19 protein-coding genes, 6 tRNA genes and 1 riboswitch are annotated in these 20,117 nt (G+C 58.2%); of the genes, 6 read left to right on the forward strand and 19 right to left on the reverse strand.

The window, feature by feature from the left end; genetic code table 11:
• Nucleotides 1–93: transposase domain-containing protein (locus AACY11_RS25305; RefSeq protein ID WP_057395645.1), on the forward strand; the 93-nt coding region annotated here is incomplete at its 5' end.
• A 140-nt stretch (nucleotides 94–233) separates the two neighbouring features.
• On the opposite strand, the gene AACY11_RS25310 is transcribed toward AACY11_RS25305, so the two are convergent.
• Together AACY11_RS25310 and AACY11_RS25315 are read right to left on the reverse strand one after the other, a co-directional pair.
• Nucleotides 234–305 (reverse strand) — tRNA-Arg (locus AACY11_RS25310).
• 170 nt (nucleotides 306–475) lie between these two features.
• Nucleotides 476–543, reverse strand: a tRNA-Arg gene (locus AACY11_RS25315).
• Between the two features lie 304 nt (nucleotides 544–847).
• Here AACY11_RS25315 and AACY11_RS25320 point away from each other — a divergent pair.
• Both AACY11_RS25320 and AACY11_RS25325 read left to right on the forward strand, forming a co-directional pair.
• The gene (locus tag AACY11_RS25320) at nucleotides 848–1,075 is read left to right on the forward strand and encodes a hypothetical protein (protein ID WP_339464066.1); all 228 of its coding nucleotides are present in this window, start codon (nucleotides 848–850) and stop codon (nucleotides 1,073–1,075) included.
• Nucleotides 1,076–1,095: 20 nt separating this feature from the next.
• Nucleotides 1,096–1,275, forward strand: coding sequence for a PA3371 family protein (locus tag AACY11_RS25325; RefSeq protein WP_339430869.1), 180 nt, complete (start codon nucleotides 1,096–1,098; stop codon nucleotides 1,273–1,275).
• Here the strand turns inward: AACY11_RS25325 and phnN are convergent.
• Nucleotides 1,250–1,819, reverse strand: a complete 570-nt coding sequence (gene phnN, locus AACY11_RS25330) for a phosphonate metabolism protein/1,5-bisphosphokinase (PRPP-forming) PhnN (RefSeq protein WP_339495988.1) — start codon at nucleotides 1,817–1,819, stop codon at nucleotides 1,250–1,252. The genes AACY11_RS25325 and phnN overlap by 26 nt on opposite strands.
• A 388-nt stretch (nucleotides 1,820–2,207) precedes the next feature.
• Between phnN and AACY11_RS25335 the strand changes: the two genes are divergently transcribed.
• The gene (locus tag AACY11_RS25335) at nucleotides 2,208–2,534 is read left to right on the forward strand and encodes an Arc family DNA-binding protein (protein WP_003178899.1); all 327 of its coding nucleotides are present in this window, start codon (nucleotides 2,208–2,210) and stop codon (nucleotides 2,532–2,534) included.
• 121 nt (nucleotides 2,535–2,655) lie between these two features.
• Here AACY11_RS25335 and mgtE read toward each other — a convergent pair whose 3' ends face one another.
• Complete coding sequence (mgtE, locus tag AACY11_RS25340; RefSeq protein ID WP_339430870.1) at nucleotides 2,656–4,098, reverse strand: magnesium transporter; 1,443 nt, start codon at nucleotides 4,096–4,098, stop codon at nucleotides 2,656–2,658.
• A 321-nt stretch (nucleotides 4,099–4,419) separates the two neighbouring features.
• On the opposite strand from mgtE, the gene AACY11_RS25345 reads away from it, so the two are divergent.
• On the forward strand, nucleotides 4,420–4,938 hold the full coding sequence (locus tag AACY11_RS25345; RefSeq protein ID WP_339495989.1) for a cell envelope protein SmpA: 519 nt from the start codon (nucleotides 4,420–4,422) through the stop codon (nucleotides 4,936–4,938).
• Nucleotides 4,939–4,957: 19 nt separating this feature from the next.
• Here AACY11_RS25345 and AACY11_RS25350 read toward each other — a convergent pair.
• From AACY11_RS25350 to ltaE, 8 genes are all read right to left on the reverse strand, one after another.
• Nucleotides 4,958–5,034 (reverse strand) — tRNA-Arg (locus AACY11_RS25350).
• A gap of 71 nt (nucleotides 5,035–5,105) precedes the next feature.
• Nucleotides 5,106–5,182: transfer RNA gene (locus AACY11_RS25355), tRNA-Arg, on the reverse strand.
• Nucleotides 5,183–5,253: 71 nt separating this feature from the next.
• Nucleotides 5,254–5,330: transfer RNA gene (locus AACY11_RS25360), tRNA-Arg, on the reverse strand.
• A 107-nt stretch (nucleotides 5,331–5,437) separates the two neighbouring features.
• Nucleotides 5,438–5,528 (reverse strand) — tRNA-Ser (locus AACY11_RS25365).
• Between the two features lie 62 nt (nucleotides 5,529–5,590).
• Complete coding sequence (gene csrA / locus AACY11_RS25370) at nucleotides 5,591–5,779, reverse strand: carbon storage regulator CsrA (RefSeq protein WP_002554426.1); 189 nt, start codon at nucleotides 5,777–5,779, stop codon at nucleotides 5,591–5,593.
• Nucleotides 5,780–5,966: 187 nt separating this feature from the next.
• Entirely contained in the window at nucleotides 5,967–7,208 is a 1,242-nt protein-coding gene (locus AACY11_RS25375) for an aspartate kinase (RefSeq protein ID WP_339430872.1), read from the reverse strand.
• A gap of 90 nt (nucleotides 7,209–7,298) precedes the next feature.
• The gene (gene alaS, locus AACY11_RS25380; RefSeq protein ID WP_339495990.1) at nucleotides 7,299–9,923 is read right to left on the reverse strand and encodes an alanine--tRNA ligase; all 2,625 of its coding nucleotides are present in this window, start codon (nucleotides 9,921–9,923) and stop codon (nucleotides 7,299–7,301) included.
• A gap of 146 nt (nucleotides 9,924–10,069) precedes the next feature.
• A complete protein-coding gene (ltaE, locus tag AACY11_RS25385; RefSeq protein WP_339430874.1) occupies nucleotides 10,070–11,074 on the reverse strand; it encodes a low-specificity L-threonine aldolase in 1,005 nt (334 codons plus the stop codon).
• 198 nt (nucleotides 11,075–11,272) lie between these two features.
• A riboswitch (FMN riboswitch) is annotated at nucleotides 11,273–11,444 on the forward strand.
• Nucleotides 11,445–11,545: 101 nt separating this feature from the next.
• Between ltaE and AACY11_RS25390 the strand changes: the two genes are divergently transcribed.
• Complete coding sequence (locus tag AACY11_RS25390; RefSeq protein ID WP_339495991.1) at nucleotides 11,546–12,055, forward strand: 6,7-dimethyl-8-ribityllumazine synthase; 510 nt, start codon at nucleotides 11,546–11,548, stop codon at nucleotides 12,053–12,055.
• 99 nt (nucleotides 12,056–12,154) lie between these two features.
• On the opposite strand, the gene astE is transcribed toward AACY11_RS25390, so the two are convergent.
• The 7 genes from astE to AACY11_RS25425 all read right to left on the reverse strand — a co-directional run bounded on the left by astE (nucleotide 12,155) and on the right by AACY11_RS25425 (nucleotide 19,995).
• On the reverse strand, nucleotides 12,155–13,165 hold the full coding sequence (gene astE / locus AACY11_RS25395) for a succinylglutamate desuccinylase (protein WP_339464061.1): 1,011 nt from the start codon (nucleotides 13,163–13,165) through the stop codon (nucleotides 12,155–12,157).
• A 12-nt stretch (nucleotides 13,166–13,177) separates the two neighbouring features.
• Nucleotides 13,178–13,468, reverse strand: coding sequence for a topoisomerase II (locus AACY11_RS25400; protein WP_339430877.1), 291 nt, complete (start codon nucleotides 13,466–13,468; stop codon nucleotides 13,178–13,180).
• 57 nt (nucleotides 13,469–13,525) lie between these two features.
• On the reverse strand, nucleotides 13,526–14,872 hold the full coding sequence (gene astB / locus AACY11_RS25405; RefSeq protein WP_339430878.1) for an N-succinylarginine dihydrolase: 1,347 nt from the start codon (nucleotides 14,870–14,872) through the stop codon (nucleotides 13,526–13,528).
• 136 nt (nucleotides 14,873–15,008) lie between these two features.
• Complete coding sequence (gene astD, locus AACY11_RS25410) at nucleotides 15,009–16,478, reverse strand: succinylglutamate-semialdehyde dehydrogenase (protein ID WP_339431014.1); 1,470 nt, start codon at nucleotides 16,476–16,478, stop codon at nucleotides 15,009–15,011.
• The gene (gene astA / locus AACY11_RS25415) at nucleotides 16,475–17,500 is read right to left on the reverse strand and encodes an arginine N-succinyltransferase (RefSeq protein ID WP_339430879.1); all 1,026 of its coding nucleotides are present in this window, start codon (nucleotides 17,498–17,500) and stop codon (nucleotides 16,475–16,477) included. The genes astD and astA overlap by 4 nt, the downstream gene beginning before the upstream one ends.
• A 51-nt stretch (nucleotides 17,501–17,551) precedes the next feature.
• Nucleotides 17,552–18,571: an arginine/ornithine succinyltransferase subunit alpha gene (aruF, locus tag AACY11_RS25420; RefSeq protein ID WP_339430880.1), complete on the reverse strand. Its 1,020-nt coding sequence runs from the start codon at nucleotides 18,569–18,571 to the stop codon at nucleotides 17,552–17,554.
• Nucleotides 18,572–18,774: 203 nt separating this feature from the next.
• On the reverse strand, nucleotides 18,775–19,995 hold the full coding sequence (locus AACY11_RS25425; RefSeq protein ID WP_339495992.1) for an aspartate aminotransferase family protein: 1,221 nt from the start codon (nucleotides 19,993–19,995) through the stop codon (nucleotides 18,775–18,777).
• Nucleotides 19,996–20,117 lie beyond the last annotated feature (122 nt).

Here is a 20,117-nt window from a genome sequence, read left to right on the forward strand (position 1 = left end):
TATGCCTATCTCAAAGATGTGCTGACGCGGTTGCCGACGCAACGGGCGAGTGAGATCGACCAACTGCTGCCGCATCAGTGGGTATCTGTCTGACTTACGCAACGTGAGTTGGGCAGACGCTTACGAAGCGGTAACGAAAGGAGAAGGACGAAGAGTGCGCACAGTGCGCACAGCTTATTGCTAGATGAGTAGCAAAAGACTCGGGACGGGAGCGAGAGCAACTGCGGAGGATGTGTCCCCTGCTGGAATCGAACCAGCATCTAGCCCTTAGGAGGGGCTCGTTCTATCCGTTGAACTAAGAGGACTCTACAGGGATATCTTGGTTGCTTTTATCCTCAGATTCAAGCGAATTACTGTAAAAACAACGCGTTAGACCATGAGCCGTGTGCGATGTAGCAATTAGTCCGCGCATGTCCTCGTACAGATGAATCGGCTTTGACCACTCCTTATCAACACGCCACCCCCAATAGGAGTCTGGTGAGTAGCCCAGATAAGAACTGCCAACCTTCCCCTTAGGAGGGGGATGCTCTATCCAATTGAGCTACTGAGACACTGAGTTGTCACGAGATGAACACTGCGCGACGGACGGCGTGCATGTTAACGGCCAGGCCCTGATTTGTCATGTCATCCGTAGGGCTTTTTAAGTGTAGGCAGGCGCCCGGCAAGGCTGAGTGAAGATTTACCGTGCATTTTGCACTCTCCCAAAAAACCATCATTGCAGATTGCAACCTTCGCCCTCTGAAAAAACCTTCCAAATGCTTGTTTTTAAAGGACTTAACAGCGGATAGACTGATGGCACGACGGCTGCTTTGTCTGTTCTCATAACAGAACAAACGGAGTCCGCCTCATGAACAGCACTCTCTTGCTCGCAAACGCGGTCGCCTTGGCGATTTTGATAGGTTTCCACTTTGCCCCCGAGAGCGCTGAACGGGTTGCTCAGCGCATGCCGCATTACTTGCAGGTGCAGAAAGCGCCGCAGTTGGCACTGTTGAGTGATCAGAGCTTCGCACCGCAAGCGGTCAGCGAGTCTCAGCAGGCACTGCCAGCACTAGCGACCGAACGTCTGGTTTTTTGAAATATCTGCAGGAGTACAGCATGTCCAAATCAGCAGCAGGATTTCTGATCCTCGCCTTATTGAGTGGCGTTGTGCATTTTTCGCTGTTCGAGGAAACCGAAATCACTCTGCCGCTGATTAGCTGTGGCGTGTTTACGGTGTTGTTTGCTCTGGCGCTGATCGCCGGGCGCAGGTTCAAGTTTGATCCAGTACTACGTTGAGCCGGACCAGCTCCAGAAGCTGATTGACGGCGTCCGCCAGGTTGCCCGAATTGTCGATCAGGTGCACAGGCCGGTCACTTGATCTCCTATCCTTGAACAGAGCGTTCCGGGCAAGCCGTGCATCGATCTGCTCAAGCGTCTCTCGACCGCGCCTGAGTAAACGCTCTCGCAGCACCTCATCCCTGACCGTCAGTAAAACCGGCACCAGCGAAGGATAGCGCTCCTGTGCTTGCCGCAAATTGGCACGCGAGCCGTTGACCAATACGTGTCGCCCGGCTTGCAACCATTGATCCATTTCCACCGCAATGCCATAGGCGAGGCCGTTGGCTTGCCATGCCAATGAAAAATCACCGGCGCGCTGACGTCTTTCGAACTCTTGCGGCGTTACGCCAATCGCATCCTCGCCCATCGATTCGGCAGATCGCGTGATCACCCGGCGCATGACTTCGCAGTTCAACGCCCGCAATGGCTCACGAGCGGCCTCGATCAGACTGTCCTTACCCGAACCGGACGGCCCCATCAGATAAATAAGCTTGCCATACATCCTGAAAACGCCCTCCAGCAGGTGTTTGCCCCTAGTAAATCGGCAAATTGCCACTATCCTGTACAGGTAAGGAACAAGGATCGAAAACCGCATAGCATGCACGTTCTGACGTCTTAGAACACTAAAGGACGTGCATCAGGAGGCGGTCTTTGATGCGGGCCAAGGCAAAGTTTTCAAACCAGTCCGCATTTCTGATAATTGGTGCTGGCATTACGCCTTTACCCAGCTCAATATTTGTCACAGAATTGACGCCAATGATCTGGCAATTTTGAGGCATGATGCGAGCCTCTTAACAATTCAGGTTGAACCATTTGGCGCGGATGCTTGTCCTACCACACATCTGCGGCCAATCCCGAGAACCGCTCCCCTGAACTAACCGGTTAAATATATGCGCCCATTGAAACAGGCAATTTATTCCAGCCGTACGGCTGACAAGTTCGTCGTACGTCTGCCAGACGGAATGCGTGAACGCATTGCCGAGGTGGCTCGCAATCATCATCGCAGCATGAACTCCGAGATCATTGCGCGCCTTGAGCAGAGTCTTATTCAGGAAGGCGCTTTGGGCGAAGAACTGAGCATGCGTCTGGACAGCCCGGAGCTGTCGTTGCACGAACGCGAGTTGCTGCAACGCTTCCGCCAGCTTTCTCACCGTCAACAGAATGCACTGGTGTCCTTGATCGCCCACGACGCTGAAATGGCTGCAGACGCGTCCTGAGTCATACCGAACACCTCAAGCCAGCATTAGTGCTGGCTTTTTTTCGCCTGAAATTCAGGCCATCCCCTTTCTCTAAAAAAAACCCGCCAATAGAGTTGGCGGGCCGTTTATTCATGGCAGATCAAAGCAGGAAGATTGTCGCCAACCCCAGGAAGATGAAGAACCCCCCACTGTCGGTCATCGCGGTGATCATCACGCTGGCCCCCATCGCCGGGTCACGCCCCATCTTCGCCAGCGTCATCGGGATCAAGACCCCCATCAGCGCCGCCAGCAACAGATTGAGAGTCATCGCTGCTGTCATCACCACGCCCAGCGACCAACTGCCGTAAAGCAGATAGGCAACCACCCCGATCACCCCACCCCAGACGAGGCCATTGATCAATCCAACCGCCAACTCCTTACGCATCAGGCGTGAAGTGTTACCGGTGCTGACCTGATCGAGCGCCATGGCACGAACGATCATGGTGATCGTCTGGTTACCGGAGTTGCCGCCGATCCCCGCCACGATCGGCATCAGCGCCGCGAGCGCTACCAGCTTCTCGATCGAGCCTTCAAACAGGCCGATCACCCGGGAAGCGAAGAACGCGGTGATCAAGTTGATCGCCAGCCACGCCCAACGGTTATTCAGGGATTTCCATACGGAGGCGAAGATATCTTCCTCTTCACGCAAACCTGCCATGTTGAGGACTTCGCTTTCGCTTTCCTCACGGATCAAGTCAACCATTTCGTCGATGGTCAGACGACCAATCAGCTTGCCGTTCTTGTCGACTACCGGGGCAGAGATCAAGTCGTAACGCTCGAATGCCTGAGCAGCGTCGTAGGCATCTTCGTCCGGGTGGAAACTCACCGGATCGCTGGCCATGACTTCAGCAACCTGCTTATCGGGGTCATTGACCAGCAAACGCTTGATCGGCAGCACACCTTTAAGCACGCCGTCGTAATCGACCACGAACAGTTTGTCGGTGTGACCAGGAAGCTCTTTGAGGCGGCGCAGGTAACGCAAAACCACTTCGAGACTGACATCCTCACGGATGGTCACCATCTCGAAGTCCATCAGCGCACCGACCTGCTCCTCGTCATAGGACAGCGCCGAACGCACACGCTCGCGCTGCTGGTTATCCAGACTCTCCATCAGCTCATGGACGACATCTCGCGGCAGCTCAGAGGCCAGGTCAGCAAGTTCGTCGGCATCCATGTCCTTGGCCGCAGCCAGGAGCTCGTGATCATCCATGTCGGCGATCAGCGTTTCACGGACAGAATCGGATACTTCGAGAAGAATGTCGCCGTCGCGATCAGCCTTGACCAGTTGCCAAAGCGTCAGGCGATCATCCAGCGGCAAGGCTTCAAGAATGTAGGCAACGTCGGCGGAGTGCAGATCATCGAGCTTGCGTTGCAACTCGACGAGATTTTGTCGGTGAACCAGGCTTTCCACCCGGTCCTGATGCGCGCCTTCCTGGCGATGAGTCAGGTCTTCAACGACCCGTTGACGCTGCAGCAGCTCGACGACCTGAGCCAGGCGATCCTGCAGGCTTTCCTGTGTTTTCTTTACTTCGATTTCAGACATAGGCGAACTCCACTCCCAGCAGCGGGGCACGCCGGAAGGATCAATCAGTCAATTCATGATTGGTAAAACGGGGTACTGAGTAACTACTGGGTAAGTCCATGGAAGTTTTCCACAAGCCCCGGCGGGGCTGACGGGCGCAATGATACACCGCCTGACGGTTTAAAACGTTAAAAAATCACGGCTGAAACAAGCGCTTGCGAGACAAACCTGAGCGCAGCCCTGATCCATGCAGATGCGACGACTCATCCCGAAAAGAAAACACACCGGCATTAAAAAATGTAGCAGCTACCCTTGAGCGTAGACCGTCATGGAGGACGTCGAATGCCATCAAAAACATCCCGCTTTGTGCTCGCCAGCCTGCTCTGCCTCCCAGCCGCCGGGGCTGCGACCAGCCTTCATCGCTGCGAAGCTCCTGACGGCAGCATTACATTCACGTCGATGAGCTGTGCAAGCGGAGAAAGGCTCTCAGCGCAGGAGGTTCACCCCTACCTCACCGGCTCAGTGGTCGCGGTGATGCCAGCGCTCAATCACGAAGAAACATCCGGCAAGAAAACCAACGACAGAGAACCTGGCGTTGCCGGCAAAGCAGAAGACAAATGCGGAAATCTCATCGATGCCAGACAACGGCGTGAAGCGATCATTAATCGACGCGTCATTGCCGGCATGAACCAACAGGATGTCGAAAGCGCACTCGGCAAACCGGACAAAGTGAATATTCGGACTTTGACTACAAGCTATCGGTACGATCTCAAGCGAGGTCGCACGGCTCTAGTCGAATTTGATGAGAAAGGGTGCGTCAAAGTAAAAGCCAAATCCCGGACAGCAAAAAGCCCGCGTTAAACGCGGGCTTTTCGATATATGGTGCACTCGACAGGATTCGAACCTGTGACCGCTCGGTTCGTAGCCGAGTACTCTATCCAGCTGAGCTACGAGTGCATTTGTGTTTTTAGACCAGATCACAACTGGTTGAAGCCAGATCACCTGCATTGCTGCAAACAACCCTAAAATGGTGCACTCGACAGGATTCGAACCTGTGACCGCTCGGTTCGTAGCCGAGTACTCTATCCAGCTGAGCTACGAGTGCATTTGTGTTTTTAAACCAGACCACAACTGGCTGAAGCCGAGTTACTTATATTGCTATAAACAACTCTTAAATGGTGCACTCGACAGGATTCGAACCTGTGACCGCTCGGTTCGTAGCCGAGTACTCTATCCAGCTGAGCTACGAGTGCATTTGTTGCGCCGCATTATAGCCCGTCTAATCTCTATTCCAACCACTTTTTCTAGTAAATTCAATAATTTACCGAAAAAGCCAGATTACAACGTACTAAGCAAATAATGGCGGAGAACGGGGGATTCGAACCCCCGACACCCTTTTGAGGTGTACTCCCTTAGCAGGGGAGCGCCTTCGGCCACTCGGCCAGCTCTCCGCAACACGGGGCGTATATTAACCACCTTCTTCCCCGTTTGCAAACATAAAAAACGATAAAAATTAATGGCTTGGTTCTTCGTCCTTCTCTTTCTTTATACGCAGGTAAATTTCCTCACGGTGCACGGCAACCTCTTTCGGGGCGTTGACGCCGATACGCACTTGATTTCCTTTAACGCCGAGCACGGTTACGGTGATTTCGCCATCACCGATAATCAGGCTTTCTGCGCACCGACGAGTCAGAATCAGCATACCTTTCTCCTCACGCAATTCAGTTCAGGGACAACAGTCTGCAAAAAAAAGGCACCCGACCTACAACCGGAGCGATCGTAGCCCTACATGCCTGAGTATTGACTAGCGCGAGCAAAAGAACAGTTCAGGTCTCGCGTCATTCAAAAATAAAGGGCGCGATCAAACCGCGCCCTTCAAGGAAACGGAATTACTCGCCCTGACGGGCGGGAGCATCCAGTTCGAAAGCCGTGTGCAGGGCGCGCACAGCCAGCTCCAGATATTTCTCTTCAATGACGACGGAAACCTTGATTTCCGATGTCGAGATCATCTGGATGTTGATGCTTTCCTTTGCCAGGGATTCGAACATGCGACTGGCCACGCCGGCGTGGGAACGCATGCCGACGCCGACGATCGAGACCTTGGCAATCTTGGTGTCGCCGACCACTTCACGGGCACCGATCTCGCGGGCGGTGTTTTCCAGCACGGTCTGCGCGCCCGGGTAGTCGTTGCGGTGCACAGTGAAAGTGAAGTCGGTGGTGTTATCGTGCGCGACGTTCTGCACGATCATGTCGACTTCGATGTTCGCAGCACTGATCGGGCCGAGAATCTTGAACGCCACACCTGGAGTGTCTGGCACGCCACGGATGGTCAGCTTGGCTTCATCGCGGTTGAAAGCGATGCCGGAAATGATCGGCTGTTCCATGGTTTCCTCTTCATCAATAGTAATGAGGGTGCCCGGACCCTCCTTGAAGCTGTGCAGTACGCGCAGCGGAACGTTGTACTTGCCGGCGAATTCCACCGCACGGATCTGCAACACCTTGGAGCCGAGGCTGGCCATTTCCAGCATCTCTTCAAAGGTGATCTTGTCCAGACGCTGAGCGACTGACACAACACGCGGGTCGGTGGTGTAAACACCATCAACGTCGGTGTAGATCTGGCATTCATCCGCCTTGAGCGCTGCAGCCAGTGCCACTCCCGTGGTATCGGAACCGCCGCGACCGAGGGTGGTGATGTTGCCGTGTTCGTCGACACCCTGAAAACCAGCGACAACCACCACGCGACCTGCTTTAAGATCACCACGAATTTTCTGGTCATCAATCTGCAGGATACGCGCTTTATTGTGTGCACTGTCCGTCAGGATCCGCACCTGATTACCGGTGTACGACACCGCCGGCACACCACGCTTGATCAGCGCCATGGCCAACAGGGCAATCGTCACTTGCTCACCAGTGGAAACGATCACGTCCAGTTCGCGCGGAACCGGTTGACCGTCGCCACTGATTTGCTTGGCCAGATCGATCAGACGGTTGGTTTCGCCGCTCATTGCAGACAGCACGACCACCAGGTCATCGCCGGCATCGCGGAATTTCTTAACCTTGTCGGCGACCTGCTCGATTCTCTCGACAGTGCCGACCGAGGTGCCTCCAAATTTCTGTACGATCAAAGCCATTTCAAAGCCGCCTCTGCCCATGAAGGGCGCCCAATAATCACTCAAACAGCCACCGGCCCCGCCACTAGACTGCGGGCCCGGCGGGCCGCCTTATAAACCCTGCTCGACGAATGGAACGGTCAACGCCAGTGCGCCATCCAGCGCGCCGGCGTCAGCACCGCCGCCCTGCGCCATGTCCGGACGACCACCGCCCTTCCCGCCCACTGCCGCAGCAGCCTGTTTCATCAAATCACCGGCTTTGAGTTGGCCAGTCAGGTCTTTGGTTACGCCTGCAACCAGAACGACCTTTTCCTCATGGACACTGCCGAGCAGGATCACTGCGCGGCCGAGTTTGTTTTTCAGTTGATCGACCAGCGCCAGCAGCGCCTTGCCATCCTGACCATCCAGGCGTGCAGCCAGAACCTTCACACCTTTGACATCCAGTGCCGAGGCCGACAGATCGTCGCCCGCAGCGCTGGCGGCCTTGGCCTGCAACTGCTCGAGTTGTTTCTCCAGCAGACGGTTGCGCTCCAGCACAGCCGACAGTTTGTCGATCAGGTTGTCGCGACTGCCCTTGACCAGGCTGGCCGCTTCCTTGAGTTGTTCTTCCGCGGCGTTCAAGTAAGCCAGTGCCGCAGCACCCGTGACGGCCTCGATACGACGCACGCCCGATGCCACACCGCCTTCGCTGATGATTTTCAGCAGGCCAATGTCCCCGGTACGGTTGGCGTGGATACCGCCGCACAGTTCGACGGAGAAGTCGCCGCCCATGCTCAGCACGCGCACGTTGTCGCCGTACTTCTCGCCAAACAGCGCCATGGCGCCTTTCTTCTTGGCGGTCTCGATGTCGGTTTCTTCGGTCTCAACGGCGGAGTTCTTGCGAATCTCGGCGTTGACAATGTCTTCCAGCGCTTTCAACTGTTCAGGCTTGATGGCTTCGAAGTGGCTAAAGTCGAAGCGCAGACGCTGACTGTCGACCAGCGAGCCTTTCTGTTGAACGTGATCGCCCAGCACCTTGCGCAGTGCTGCGTGCAGCAAGTGCGTGGCCGAGTGGTTCAGCGAAGTGGCGTGACGCACCTCGGCTTCGACATGGGTTTGCACCGGTGCGCCAACGATCAGGCTGCCCGAGGCCAGCACACCGTGGTGCAGGAAAGCACCGCCGGTTTTGGTGGTGTCGCGCACATCAAAACGGCTGCTACCCGCTTGCAGATAACCACAATCGCCGATCTGGCCGCCGGACTCAGCGTAGAACGGGGTCTGGTTCAGCACCACGACGCCCTCTTGGCCTTCACTCAAAACGTCGACGGACTGACCATCTTTGTACAGAGCCACAACTTTCGCCGAACCGCTGGTGTTGTGATAACCGGTGAACTCGGTATCCACATCAACCTTGACCAGGCTGTTGTAGTCCATACCGAAGGAGCTGGCGGAACGCGCACGCACGCGCTGGGCTTCCATCTCGCGCTCGAAACCTTCTTCGTCGATGGTCAGGCTGCGCTCGCGAGCGATGTCGCCAGTCAAATCCATCGGAAAACCGTAGGTGTCGTAAAGTTTGAACACTACATCGCCCGGCACCACGTCGCCTTTGAGGTCAGCCAGATCCTGCTCGAGGATTTTCAGACCTTGTTCCAGGGTCTTGGCGAACTGCTCTTCCTCGGCTTTCAACACGCGCTCGATGTGCGCCTGCTGGGATTTCAGCTCAGGGAAGGCTTCGCCCATCTCGGCCACGAGTGCGGCAACGATCTGGTAGAAGAAACTGCCCTTGGCGCCGAGTTTGTTGCCGTGACGGCAAGCACGACGAATGATCCGACGCAGCACATAACCGCGGCCTTCGTTGGACGGCAGCACGCCGTCGGCAATCAGGAAGCCGCAGGAGCGAATGTGGTCAGCCACGACTTTCAGGGATGCCTGATTGTCGTTGGTGCAACCGATGGCCTTGGCCGACGCGGCCAGCAGGCTTTGGAACAGGTCGATTTCATAGTTCGAGTGAACGTGCTGCAGCACGGCACTGATCCGCTCCAGGCCCATGCCGGTGTCGACCGACGGCGCTGGCAGTGGGTGCAACACACCATCGGCGGTGCGGTTGAACTGCATGAACACGTTGTTCCAGATTTCGATGTAACGGTCGCCGTCTTCTTCAGGCGAGCCTGGTGGGCCGCCCCAGATGTCGGCGCCGTGATCGTAGAAAATCTCGGTGCAAGGACCGCAAGGGCCGGTATCGCCCATGGTCCAGAAGTTGTCCGAAGCGTACGGTGCGCCCTTGTTGTCGCCAATGCGCACCATGCGCTCGGCCGGAACGCCGATTTCCTTGGTCCAGATGTCGTACGCCTCGTCATCGCTGGCGTAGACGGTGACCCACAGTTTTTCCTTCGGCAGGTTCAGCCACTTGTCGGACGTCAGGAAGTTCCAGGCATAGGTGATCGCATCACGCTTGAAATAGTCACCAAAGCTGAAGTTACCCAGCATTTCGAAAAACGTGTGGTGACGGGCGGTATAACCGACGTTTTCCAGGTCGTTGTGCTTGCCGCCGGCGCGCACGCACTTCTGGCTGGAAACAGCGCGGGTGTACGCGCGCGTTTCCTGGCCCAGGAAGCAGTCCTTGAACTGGTTCATCCCCGCGTTAGTGAACAGCAGGGTTGGGTCGTTGCCCGGAATCAAAGAGCTGGAGGCTACACGGGTGTGGCCTTGCTCTTCGAAGAAGCGAAGGAAGGCTTCACGGATTTCTGCGCTTTTCATTAGGTTCTTCCACGGAGGCTGCGGCCAAAGGCCTGTTCGAAACGTCAACAGACGAAGCGACGGCAAAGGGCCGCATTATATCGGCCCTGCGCGCGGGGTACAGCGTGTTTATACGATAGAAACGGTCAATTGGACGGCTAACGCTGTCACTTGCGCGAAAACTCGACGAATGTCGCGATCACTTGCTCGATTTGCGAGCGATTGACGTCCATGTGCGTGACCATCCGCAGACGCGCGGCGGCACTCAACTTGATCCCGCGCTCGGCAGCAAACGCCTTGATCGCCAGGGCTTTGTCGCCCATTTGCACATAAACCATGTTGGTCTGTACTGGTTCGACGCTAAAACCTGCCTCACGCAGCCCTTCAGCAAGCCGTTGAGCATTGGCATGGTCATCCGCCAGACGCTCAACGTTGTGATCCAGCGCGTACAAACCCGCCGCCGCCAGTAATCCGGCCTGACGCATGCCGCCGCCGACCATTTTACGCAGACGACGAGCCTTGCCGATCAGTTGCTCAGAGCCGCAAAGCACCGAACCGATCGGCGCCCCCAACCCTTTGGACAGACACACCGATACCGAATCGAAATACCGAGTGATTTCCCGGGCATCGACCCCGAGCTTGACCGCAGCGTTGTACAACCGCGCGCCGTCCAAGTGCAATTGAAGGCCGTGATCTTGAGTGAAGCGTTGGGCGCTGGCCAGATAATCGAGTGGCAACACTTTGCCTTGCATGGTGTTTTCCAGTGCCAGCAGACGAGTCCGGGCGAAGTGGAAGTCGTCGGGTTTGATCGCGGCGGCCACCTGATCAAGATCCAGCGAACCATCGGCCTGTACTTCCAGCGGCTGCGGCTGGATCGAACCGAGCACCGCGGCGCCACCGCCTTCGTACTTATAGGTGTGCGCCTGTTGGCCAACGATGTACTCGTCACCGCGCTCGCAATGCGCCATCAATCCCAACAGATTGCTCATGGTGCCGGTTGGCACGAACAACGCGCCGGCGAAACCCAGGCGTTTGGCCAGTTCGGTTTCCAGACGATTGACCGTCGGGTCTTCGCCGTACACGTCGTCACCGGTGGCGGCGCCGGTCATGGCGTCGAGCATGGCGGGAGTCGGTTGGGTGACGGTGTCGCTGCGAAGATCGATAACGCTCATGAACCTGGCCTCAAGTCAGCAGGGGAAATCCCTTTACGAAGGTGAATTACTGCGGTCATCGCGCCGATTAATCAACCCTTGGCGCAGAAAAACGCCTCACAAGCATTCAAAAAAATCGATAACAATCATCTGAAAGGCGCAATGCACAGACACAAAATCTGTGTTAAAAACGCTGCGCCGCCCGAGAAAGGGTGGCGAAAACGTTCTCAGGGCGGGGTGCAATTCCCCACCGGCGGTAATTGCGCGCAATGCGCATAGCCCGCGAGCGCTTGGCGACGGGCATGGCAATGGCTGTGATCGACGACAAGGTCAGCAGACCCGGTGTGATTCCGGGGCCGACGGTCATAGTCCGGATGAAGAGAGAACGGGATTGACACCCAAGAGCCGTCCGCGCGCTTCTGCGTTCGTGCGTACCCTTGAATCCCCTTCGATTCATAACGCCCTGTTTTTCACACAAACAGGAGTCAGAACATGCAACCCACCGCTATCGACAGCAAAAGCAAACACCCTCATGGCGAGCGCGTCGCGTTCATCCAGGCCTGCTGGCACAAGGAAATCGTCGACCAGAGCCGTAAAGGCTTCGTCGCCGAAATGCTCGTTCAGGGTTATCAGGAATCGGACATCGACTTCTTCGAAGTCGGCGGTGCCTTTGAAATGCCCCTGCATGCCAAGCTACTGGCCAAGACCGGTCGTTATGCCGGCATCGTCGCGGCAGCCCTGGTAGTGGACGGCGGCATCTATCGTCACGAGTTCGTCGCCCAGTCGGTGGTCAGCGGCCTGATGCAGGTGCAACTGGAAACCGAAGTGCCGGTATTCTCCGTGTCCCTGACCCCACATCATTTCCATGCCGGTGAAGAACATCAAAAGTTCTTCTTCGAGCACTTTGTGCACAAAGGTCAGGAAGCGGCGAAAACGTGCGCGGATACACTGAAGAAAATCCGCGCCCTGCGCCGCACAGAGCCGCGTGCTGTAGCGGTCTGATATCTGCACCGAGTGAGGTCTCAGACCTCACTCAGATCCAAATGTGGGAGCGGGCTTGCCCGCTCCCACAGGAGATAGGTGTTGATCCCCCAAATTGTTTCAGGCCAGGGTTTCGTCGGTGGCCGGCACGATCAGGATGCCCGCTCGCAAGCCGTTCTTGACCTTGGGATTGGGAAAGATGATCCGCGCGCCTTCTTCCTCGATGATCCAGCGGGTATTGGCCAAGTCCTCGGCCAGTACATAACCGACTTCCAACTGGGAAAAGTTCTCGATGTCCTGCGGCAGGTTCAGGCGGAACGCATCGCTGTGCTTGATGATTTCCCGCGCCACGCTGAACAGTTGCAAGCCATCCAGGCCCTCCTGCGCCAGATCTGGCTCATTGCCTTCAATGATCTGCTTCAGACGGGTTTCCAGCCGCGAGACATCAACCCCTTCGTTCTGCCCGAAGGGCCGCGCCTTGCCCAATTCCAGCGTAAAAGCCTCGGCGCCGAGTTTGTCGTAGGTATATGCGCTGAACACGATCGACGGTTTATTCTGCAACAGCACCGCTTCCATGCCCGCAGCACGCAAGCGCGCCAGCTCTCTACGCGAATGCTGGCGTCCTTCCTTCCACGGATACAGGGCGAATTGCTCGATCTTCGAGCCGCGAATGGCCGTGTGCAGGTCATAGTGCAAGCGCTGGCGATCCGGCAGGCTGAAGAAACTCGCCGCCAACCGCTCAAGTTCACAGGCACGCAGCGCTTCAGAGCCGCTGCTTTGTTCGTGACGACCGTTGAACAGCCGATTGACGTCCTGCTCGATGAAACGCTCGCCTTTGCGAATCGCCTCAGTGTTGCCGAACAGGAACAGAATGCGTGCGCGCGGCTTCAGATCGCCGCGAGCGATGTCATGCAGCAGCCGATCCAGCAGCTCGATCGGTGCGGTTTCGTTGCCGTGGATGCCTGCCGACAGCAGCAGGTCCAGGCCATTGTCAAGCGCTTGCGGTGGCCGGACCTCCAGCGCACCTTCGCTCAACCAGCGCATCCGCACGCCTTCGACAGTCAGTTGAGTCTTCTCCGCCGGTTCGCGGCCGGCGAGGGTCAGTTCAAGCAGTTTGCCGAGGGCGAGCATAGAGCGGTTTCCTTAGTGGTCGTGGTTGCAATCCGGGCCGTGCACGTGGTCTTCGTCGCCGCCAACGTCGGCCGGTTCCATTTCCAGTTGCAGACTTACCAGATTAGTCGCCAATGGGCGCAGCAGCAGGTTGGCGTACTCGGCATCACCTTCTTCAACGTCGACGCCGATCAGCAGTTGGCCACGGCCATCCTGCTGGATCCACAGCTCTTTGCCTTGCCACATGACCGCGACGCGGGTGCACGAGGTTTGCAGTTGCGTGCCGTCGGTGTCTTCAAGGATCAGCTGCAGGGAATCGCTCATGTTTTTACTCTCTTGGGGAGACGAACCGCACGCCGCGTTCAAGCGGCGCGCCGGCCATCAATTGATCTGGAATGGATAAACCGCGCCCAGTTTAAGGATTTGCGTGAGTTCATCCAGTGCCGTCCGGCATTCAAGCAGCAATTGCGGGTCCGCCAGATCGGTTTCGCTCAGGCGGTCGCGGTAGTGCTTTTCAACCCATGCGGTCAACGAACCGTACAACGGGGCCGTCATGATAACCCCTGGGTTGACCGCCGCCAGCTCGGTTTCATTCAGAGCAACACGCAAGCGCAGGCACGCCGGACCGCCCCCATTCTGCATGCTCTGCTTGAGGTCGAAGACCTTCACTTCGCGGATCAGACCGCCGGAGCTGGTCAGGCTTTGCAAGTAAGCCCACACGCGCTCGTTGGCCTGGCACTCTTGCGGCACGATCAACAGCATCGAGCCGTCAGGGCGCGACAACAACTGGCTGTTGAACAGGTACGAACGCACGGCGTCGTCGACGGTGACCGCCGAACGCGGCACACAGATCGACTGGAAATTGCCGCCAACCCTGGCCAGTTTGCCTTGCAACTCGGCCAGCATCTGATCGGTGTCGAGGAACGCGTCCTCGTGATAGAACAACACCTCGCCATTGCCCACGGCAATCACGTCGTTGTGGAACACGCCCTGATCGATCACGTTCGGATTCTGCTGTGCGTAAACCACGCCTTCGTCCCGCAGACCGTGCAGACGCGCTACCGCTTGCGACGCTTCGAGGGTCTGCCGGGCCGGGTATTTTTGCGGCGCCGGGAAACGGTTGTCGAAGGCACTGCGACCGAACACGAAGAACTCGACACCGGCCTCGCCGTACTCACGGCAGAAACGTGTGTGGTTGGCCGCGCCTTCGTCACCAAACTGCGCCACCGCTGGCAGCGCAGCGTGATGGGCGAAGTGTTGCTGATTGGCGAACATCGCGCCGAGCACGCGGCTCGTGGTCGGGTGCTCGATGCTGCGGTGGTATTTGCAGTTGAGGTTAGCGGCGGTGAAATGCACACGGCCGTCAGCGGTGTCGGCACTCGGGCTGACCGTCGCAGCGTTGGCCACCCACATGCTCGACGCCGAGCAACTGGCGACCAGCAAAGGCATGGCCTCTTTGGCCGCGCGCTCGATCACTTGCGCGTCGCTGCCACTGAAACCCAGACGGCGCAGAGCGGCCACGTCCGGACGTTCCTGCGGCGCCAGCACGCCTTGCTGAAAGCCCATTTCCATCAGCGCTTTCATTTTCGCCAGGCCTTGCAGCGCCGCTTCCTTCGGGTTCGAGGACTGCTGGCTGTTGCTCTGGGACGCAACGTTGCCGTAGGACAGACCGCCGTAGTTATGGGTCGGCCCCACTAGACCGTCGAAATTGACTTCATAGGATTTCATCAGCGAGGCTCCACGAGAATCTGTTGTTATAGGCTTCAGTAACTATTCTTTGTGACCGAGGCGCGGCTATCGCCAGCAGGCTGGTTCCCACAGGGAAATGCATTCCACTTTGAGTGCCACCTGCTAACGATGGGCATCACGCCATCTTTACGCCGGGTGTAAGCGATGCAGGCAACACCAGGCTCGGTGTTTCCAGCGACGCCACCGGGTACGCGCAATAATCCGCCGCGTAGTAGGCACTGGCGCGATGGTTGCCCGAGGCCCCCACACCGCCAAACGGCGCGCTGCTCGCAGCCCCCGTCAATTGCTTGTTCCAGTTGACGATGCCGGCGCGGCTTTCCAGCCAGAATTGCTGATAACGATCTTCGGAATCCGACAACAGACCGGCGGCCAAGCCGTAAGCGGTGTCGTTGGCCTCACTGATCGCCGCGGCGAAATCGCTGTAGCGGATCACTTGCAGCAACGGGCCGAACAGTTCTTCGTCCGGACGCTCGGCCACTGCGGTCACATCAATAATGCCGGGGGTCAGCAACGCGGCTTGCGCCTGCGGCTGCGTCATGTCCAGCAGTGACACGGCGCCATTGGCCAGTAAATGCGCTTGGGCATCCATCAACGCTTTCGCCGCGCCAAGGGAAATCACCGACCCCATGAACGGTGCCGGTTGCTGATCGAACGCACCGACTTCAATGGTCGAGCTGACCTCAACCAGACGCTTGAGCAGGCTGTCGCCCCACGCGCCTTGTGGCACCAGCAGACGACGAGCGCAGGTGCAACGCTGGCCCGCCGAGATGAAGGCCGATTGAATGATCGTGTACACCGCCGCGTCGAGGTCAGCGACCTGATCCACCACCAGCGGGTTGTTGCCCCCCATTTCCAGCGCCAGAATCTTGTCCGGACGCCCGGCAAATTGCTGGTGCAAGTGGTTGCCGGTACGGCTCGAGCCGGTGAAGAACAGACCGTCGATGCCCGGGTTCGCCGCCAGCGCAATGCCGGTTTCACGAGCGCCTTGCAGCAGGTTCAGGACGCCGGCCGGCAACCCGGCTTCGATCCAGCACTTGACCGTCAGTTCGGCAACTTTCGGGGTCAGCTCGCTGGGCTTGAACAGCACGCTGTTACCGGCCAGCAACGCCGGCACGATGTGACCGTTGGGCAAGTGACCAGGGAAGTTGTAAGGCCCGAACACGGCAACCACGCCGTGAGGCTTGTGGCGCAGCACGGCGGTGGCGTCGCCCAACGGGCCGCTCTTCTCGCCGGTACGTTCGCGGTAGCTCTGCACCGAGATCGCGATCTTGTTGACCATGCTGGTGACTTCGGTGGCGGCTTCCCACAGTGGTTTGCCGGTTTCCTCACCGATGGTGCGGGCCAGTTCGTCGCTGTGGTGCTTCAGTGCAGCAGCAAAGGCTTCGAGCACGCTGATGCGCTCTTGCAGCGTGCGCCGTGCCCAACCCGGAAAAGCCTGACGCGCCGCCTGCACGGCCGACTCGACCTGCGCAGCAGTGGCGCCCTCCCCCGACCACAGCACTTGCTGGGTCACCGGGTTCAGTGACTGAAAAGCTTCGCCCTGACCGGCCAGCCATTCACCTGCGATGTATAGCGAATTCATTATTTCGACTCCCGAGCAGCAGACAACGCCACGGCGCGCACTTGGTCGCCCGCGTTGAGTTGAAGACGTTTGGCGGTGTGTGGATCGACCACCAGCGTGCCCGCAGCCAGACGTGCCGGCGCAGCCGTGATGCGGCAGTCTTCGCGTTTGCGGTTATGGATGATGAACGGCGTGGCATCGTCGCCCGGCGTGCCGACCGCCAGTACCAGCGCCTCGCTGTCTCGCACCGCGCGGATCTTGCTGGTTTCGCATTCGATGGCCGGACCGGCGTCAAAGATGTCGACGTAGCCCTGATAACTGAACCCTTCGCTCTTGAGCATCGCCAGCGCCGGCTCGGTGTCCGGATGGACCTGGCCGATGACATTGCGTGCATCAGGCGACAGGAAGCAGGTGTACAGCGGGAATTTCGGCATCAGTTCAGCGATGAACGCCTTGTTGCCGACACCGGTCAGGTAATCGGCCTGGCTGAACTCCATCTTGAAGAAGTGCCGACCCAGACTTTCCCAGAACGGCGAACGGCCAGCGTCATCCGACACACCGCGCATCTCGGCGATGATCTTGTTGCCGAACAGTTCCGGGAACTCGGCGATGAACAGCATCCGCGCCTTCGACAGCATGCGACCATTGAGACCGTTACGGTAATCGGCGTGCAGGAACAGTGAGCACAGCTCGGAGTTGCCGGTCAGGTCGTTGGCCAGGAACAGCGTCGGGATCTCGCGATAGATGTTCAACTCTTGCGAAGCGCTGACGGTCAGGCCGACACGGAAGTTGTACCAGGGCTCACGCAGACCGACCGCGCCGGCAATGGCGGAAATACCCACCACGCGGCCGTCGTCGTCTTCAAGCACGAACAGGTAATCCGCATCGCCACGGCCGGCTTCGCCGCGAAAGGTCTTTTCAGCCCAGTCGACCCGATGGGTCAGGCGCTCTTCGTTGGCCGGCAACGTGGTCAGGCCAGTGCCGGTGCTGCGGGCCAGGTCGATCAGCGCGGATAAATCGCTGCTGCGTACGGGACGAACAATCATGCTATCTCCTCAAACGGGCCGCCTTCGCCACCCGTAAAACTCGCTAAGGCGTTAAACCGCCACCAGGCGCACGCTGGCACCTTCACCGACGCCCAAGGCCTCGGCCGCTTCCAGATCAAGCGTCACCGGTTTGCCCGGCGCGTAGTCCAGCTCAAGCAACACGGCGCGGTAATCCTGCAACTGGGCGTTGGCCACCAGATACTGGCGACCGGCACCTTTGACCGGCTCGCCGATCTTCACCGGCACCACACGGCTCTGGGCGATCGAACGGATCCCCGACACACGCGCATGCAGGGTCGGGCCGCCGTCGAAAATGTCGATGTAGTGATCGGTCTCGAAGCCTTCGCGCATCAGGATGTCGAAGGTGATCTGCGCACGCGGGTGTACCTGACCCATCGCCTCTTGGGCGGAGTCCGGCAGCAACGGCACATAGATCGGGTAATGCGGCATCAGCTCGGCGAGGAACGTACGGCTTTTCAACCCGCACAGGCGCTCGGCTTCGGCGTAGTTGAGGTCGAAGAAGTTGCGACCGATGGCGTCCCAGAACGGCGAGTCGCCATGCTCATCGCTGTAACCGACGATCTCGGTCACCACCGAATCGGCGAACCGCTCCGGGTGGCTGGCGACGAACAGCAGACGACCACGGGAATTGAGTTCGGCCCACGGCGAACCCACCAACTCACGCTGCACGTAGAAACTGGTCAGCAAGCTATTGCCGGTCAGGTCGTGGCACTGTGAAAGCACATGGATCTTGTTGTGGATCTTCAGCTCGCGGGAGGCGTGGACGAAGGTCTCGTTGCGAAAGCTGTAAAACGGTTCCGAATAACCGGCCGAAGCAACGATCGCCGAGCAGCCGACCAGTTTGCCGGTGGTGGAGTCTTCAAGGACGAAGAAATAACTCTCTTCACCGTTGAAGCTCACTTCGGCGGCGAACGAGGCTTCGCTCGCCGCGATCTTGTCGCTCAGACGTTCCACGTCATCCGGCAAGGAAGTGACACCAATCGGACTGTCCGCAGCCAGACGCTGTACCTCGCCCAGATCAGCCATTTGCGCGGGGCGCATCACCAGCATGGTGTCACTCCTTTCTCTTATAAAAATCACAGAAAAAACACCGAACATTGTTGGAGCGGGCTTGCTCGCGAATGCGGTGTATCAGTCAGCATAGATGTCGACTGACACACCGCATTCGCGAGCAAGCCCGCTCCCACATTTGATATTGCCCGGTATCAAAAATTGGGTTCGACGCCTGAACCGCTCAGGCGTCGAAAGGTGTATCAAGCTTGCGTCAGTGTTGCAGCGGCACGTTCGAAGCGGTCCAGACCGGCATCGATATCAGCGTCCTCGACCACCAGGCTCGGGGCGAAACGGATCACGTCGGGACCTGCTTGCAGAATCATCAGGCCTTCTTTTTCAGCGGCGTTGAAGATGTCTTTGGCCTTGCCTTTCCAGGCGTCACTCAGCACGCAACCGATCAGCAAGCCGAGGCCACGCACCTGAGTGAACAGGCCGTACTTCTCGCCAATTTGCTCAAGACGGGTTTTGAACTTGTCGTGCTTGGCATTGACGCCGCTCAGCACTTCAGGGGTGTTGATCACGTCGATCACCGCTTCAGCAACCGCGCACGCCAGCGGGTTGCCGCCGTAGGTGGTGCCATGGGTGCCGACGACCAGATGTTTGGCCAGCGCTTCGGTGGTCAGCATCGCCGCGATCGGGAAACCGCCGCCCAGGCTCTTCGCGCTGGTCAGGATATCCGGGGTCACGCCGTAATGCTGGTAGGCAAACAGCTTGCCGCTGCGGCCCATGCCGGTCTGCACTTCATCGAACACCAGCAGCGCGTTGTTCGCATCGCACAGTTCGCGGGCACCTTGCAGGTAAGCCAGTTCGGCCGGCAGCACGCCGCCCTCGCCCTGGATCGGTTCGAGCACGACCGCGCAGGTCTTGTCGGAAACGGCCGCTTTGAGCGCCGCCAGATCGTTGTAGGGAACGTGGGTGATACCGGTGATTTTCGGGCCAAAACCGTCGGAATACTTCGACTGGCCACCCACATTCACGGTGAACAGGGTGCGACCGTGGAAGCTGTTCAGCGCGGCGATGATCTCGTATTTCTCAGTGCCGAAACGGTCGAACGCGACGCGACGGGCCAGCTTGAAGGCGGCCTCGTTGGCTTCGGCGCCGGAGTTGCAGAAGAACACACGCTCGGCGAACGTTGCGTCGATCAGCTTGTGCGCCAGACGCAGGGCCGGCTCGTTAGTGAACACGTTCGAAACGTGCCACAGCTTGTTCGCTTGCTCGGTCAAGGCACCGACCAGCGCTGGGTGCGCGTGGCCCAATACGTTGACGGCGATGCCGCCGGCGAAGTCGATCAGCTCGCGGCCGGCCTGATCCCAGACGCGGGAACCGGCGCCACGCACCGGAATGAAAGCGGCAGGCGCGTAGTTGGGAACCATAACCTGGTCGAAATCGGCGCGTTGTACCGCAGCGTGCTCAACGGACATCGGAGTCTCCTGATGAGGGCCACCCGCCTGAAACTGGCGAGCGATGGGGGGATTGTAAGGACAGTTTTCAGCCCGGCCTTGCCGCCAAGCGACAACTTCTTATAGCGCAAACCCCGGTTTTT

Source organism: Pseudomonas sp. RA_105y_Pfl2_P56, from assembly GCF_963970845.1.
In the GTDB taxonomy this organism is placed as follows: Bacteria; Pseudomonadota; Gammaproteobacteria; order Pseudomonadales; family Pseudomonadaceae; genus Aquipseudomonas; species Aquipseudomonas baetica_A.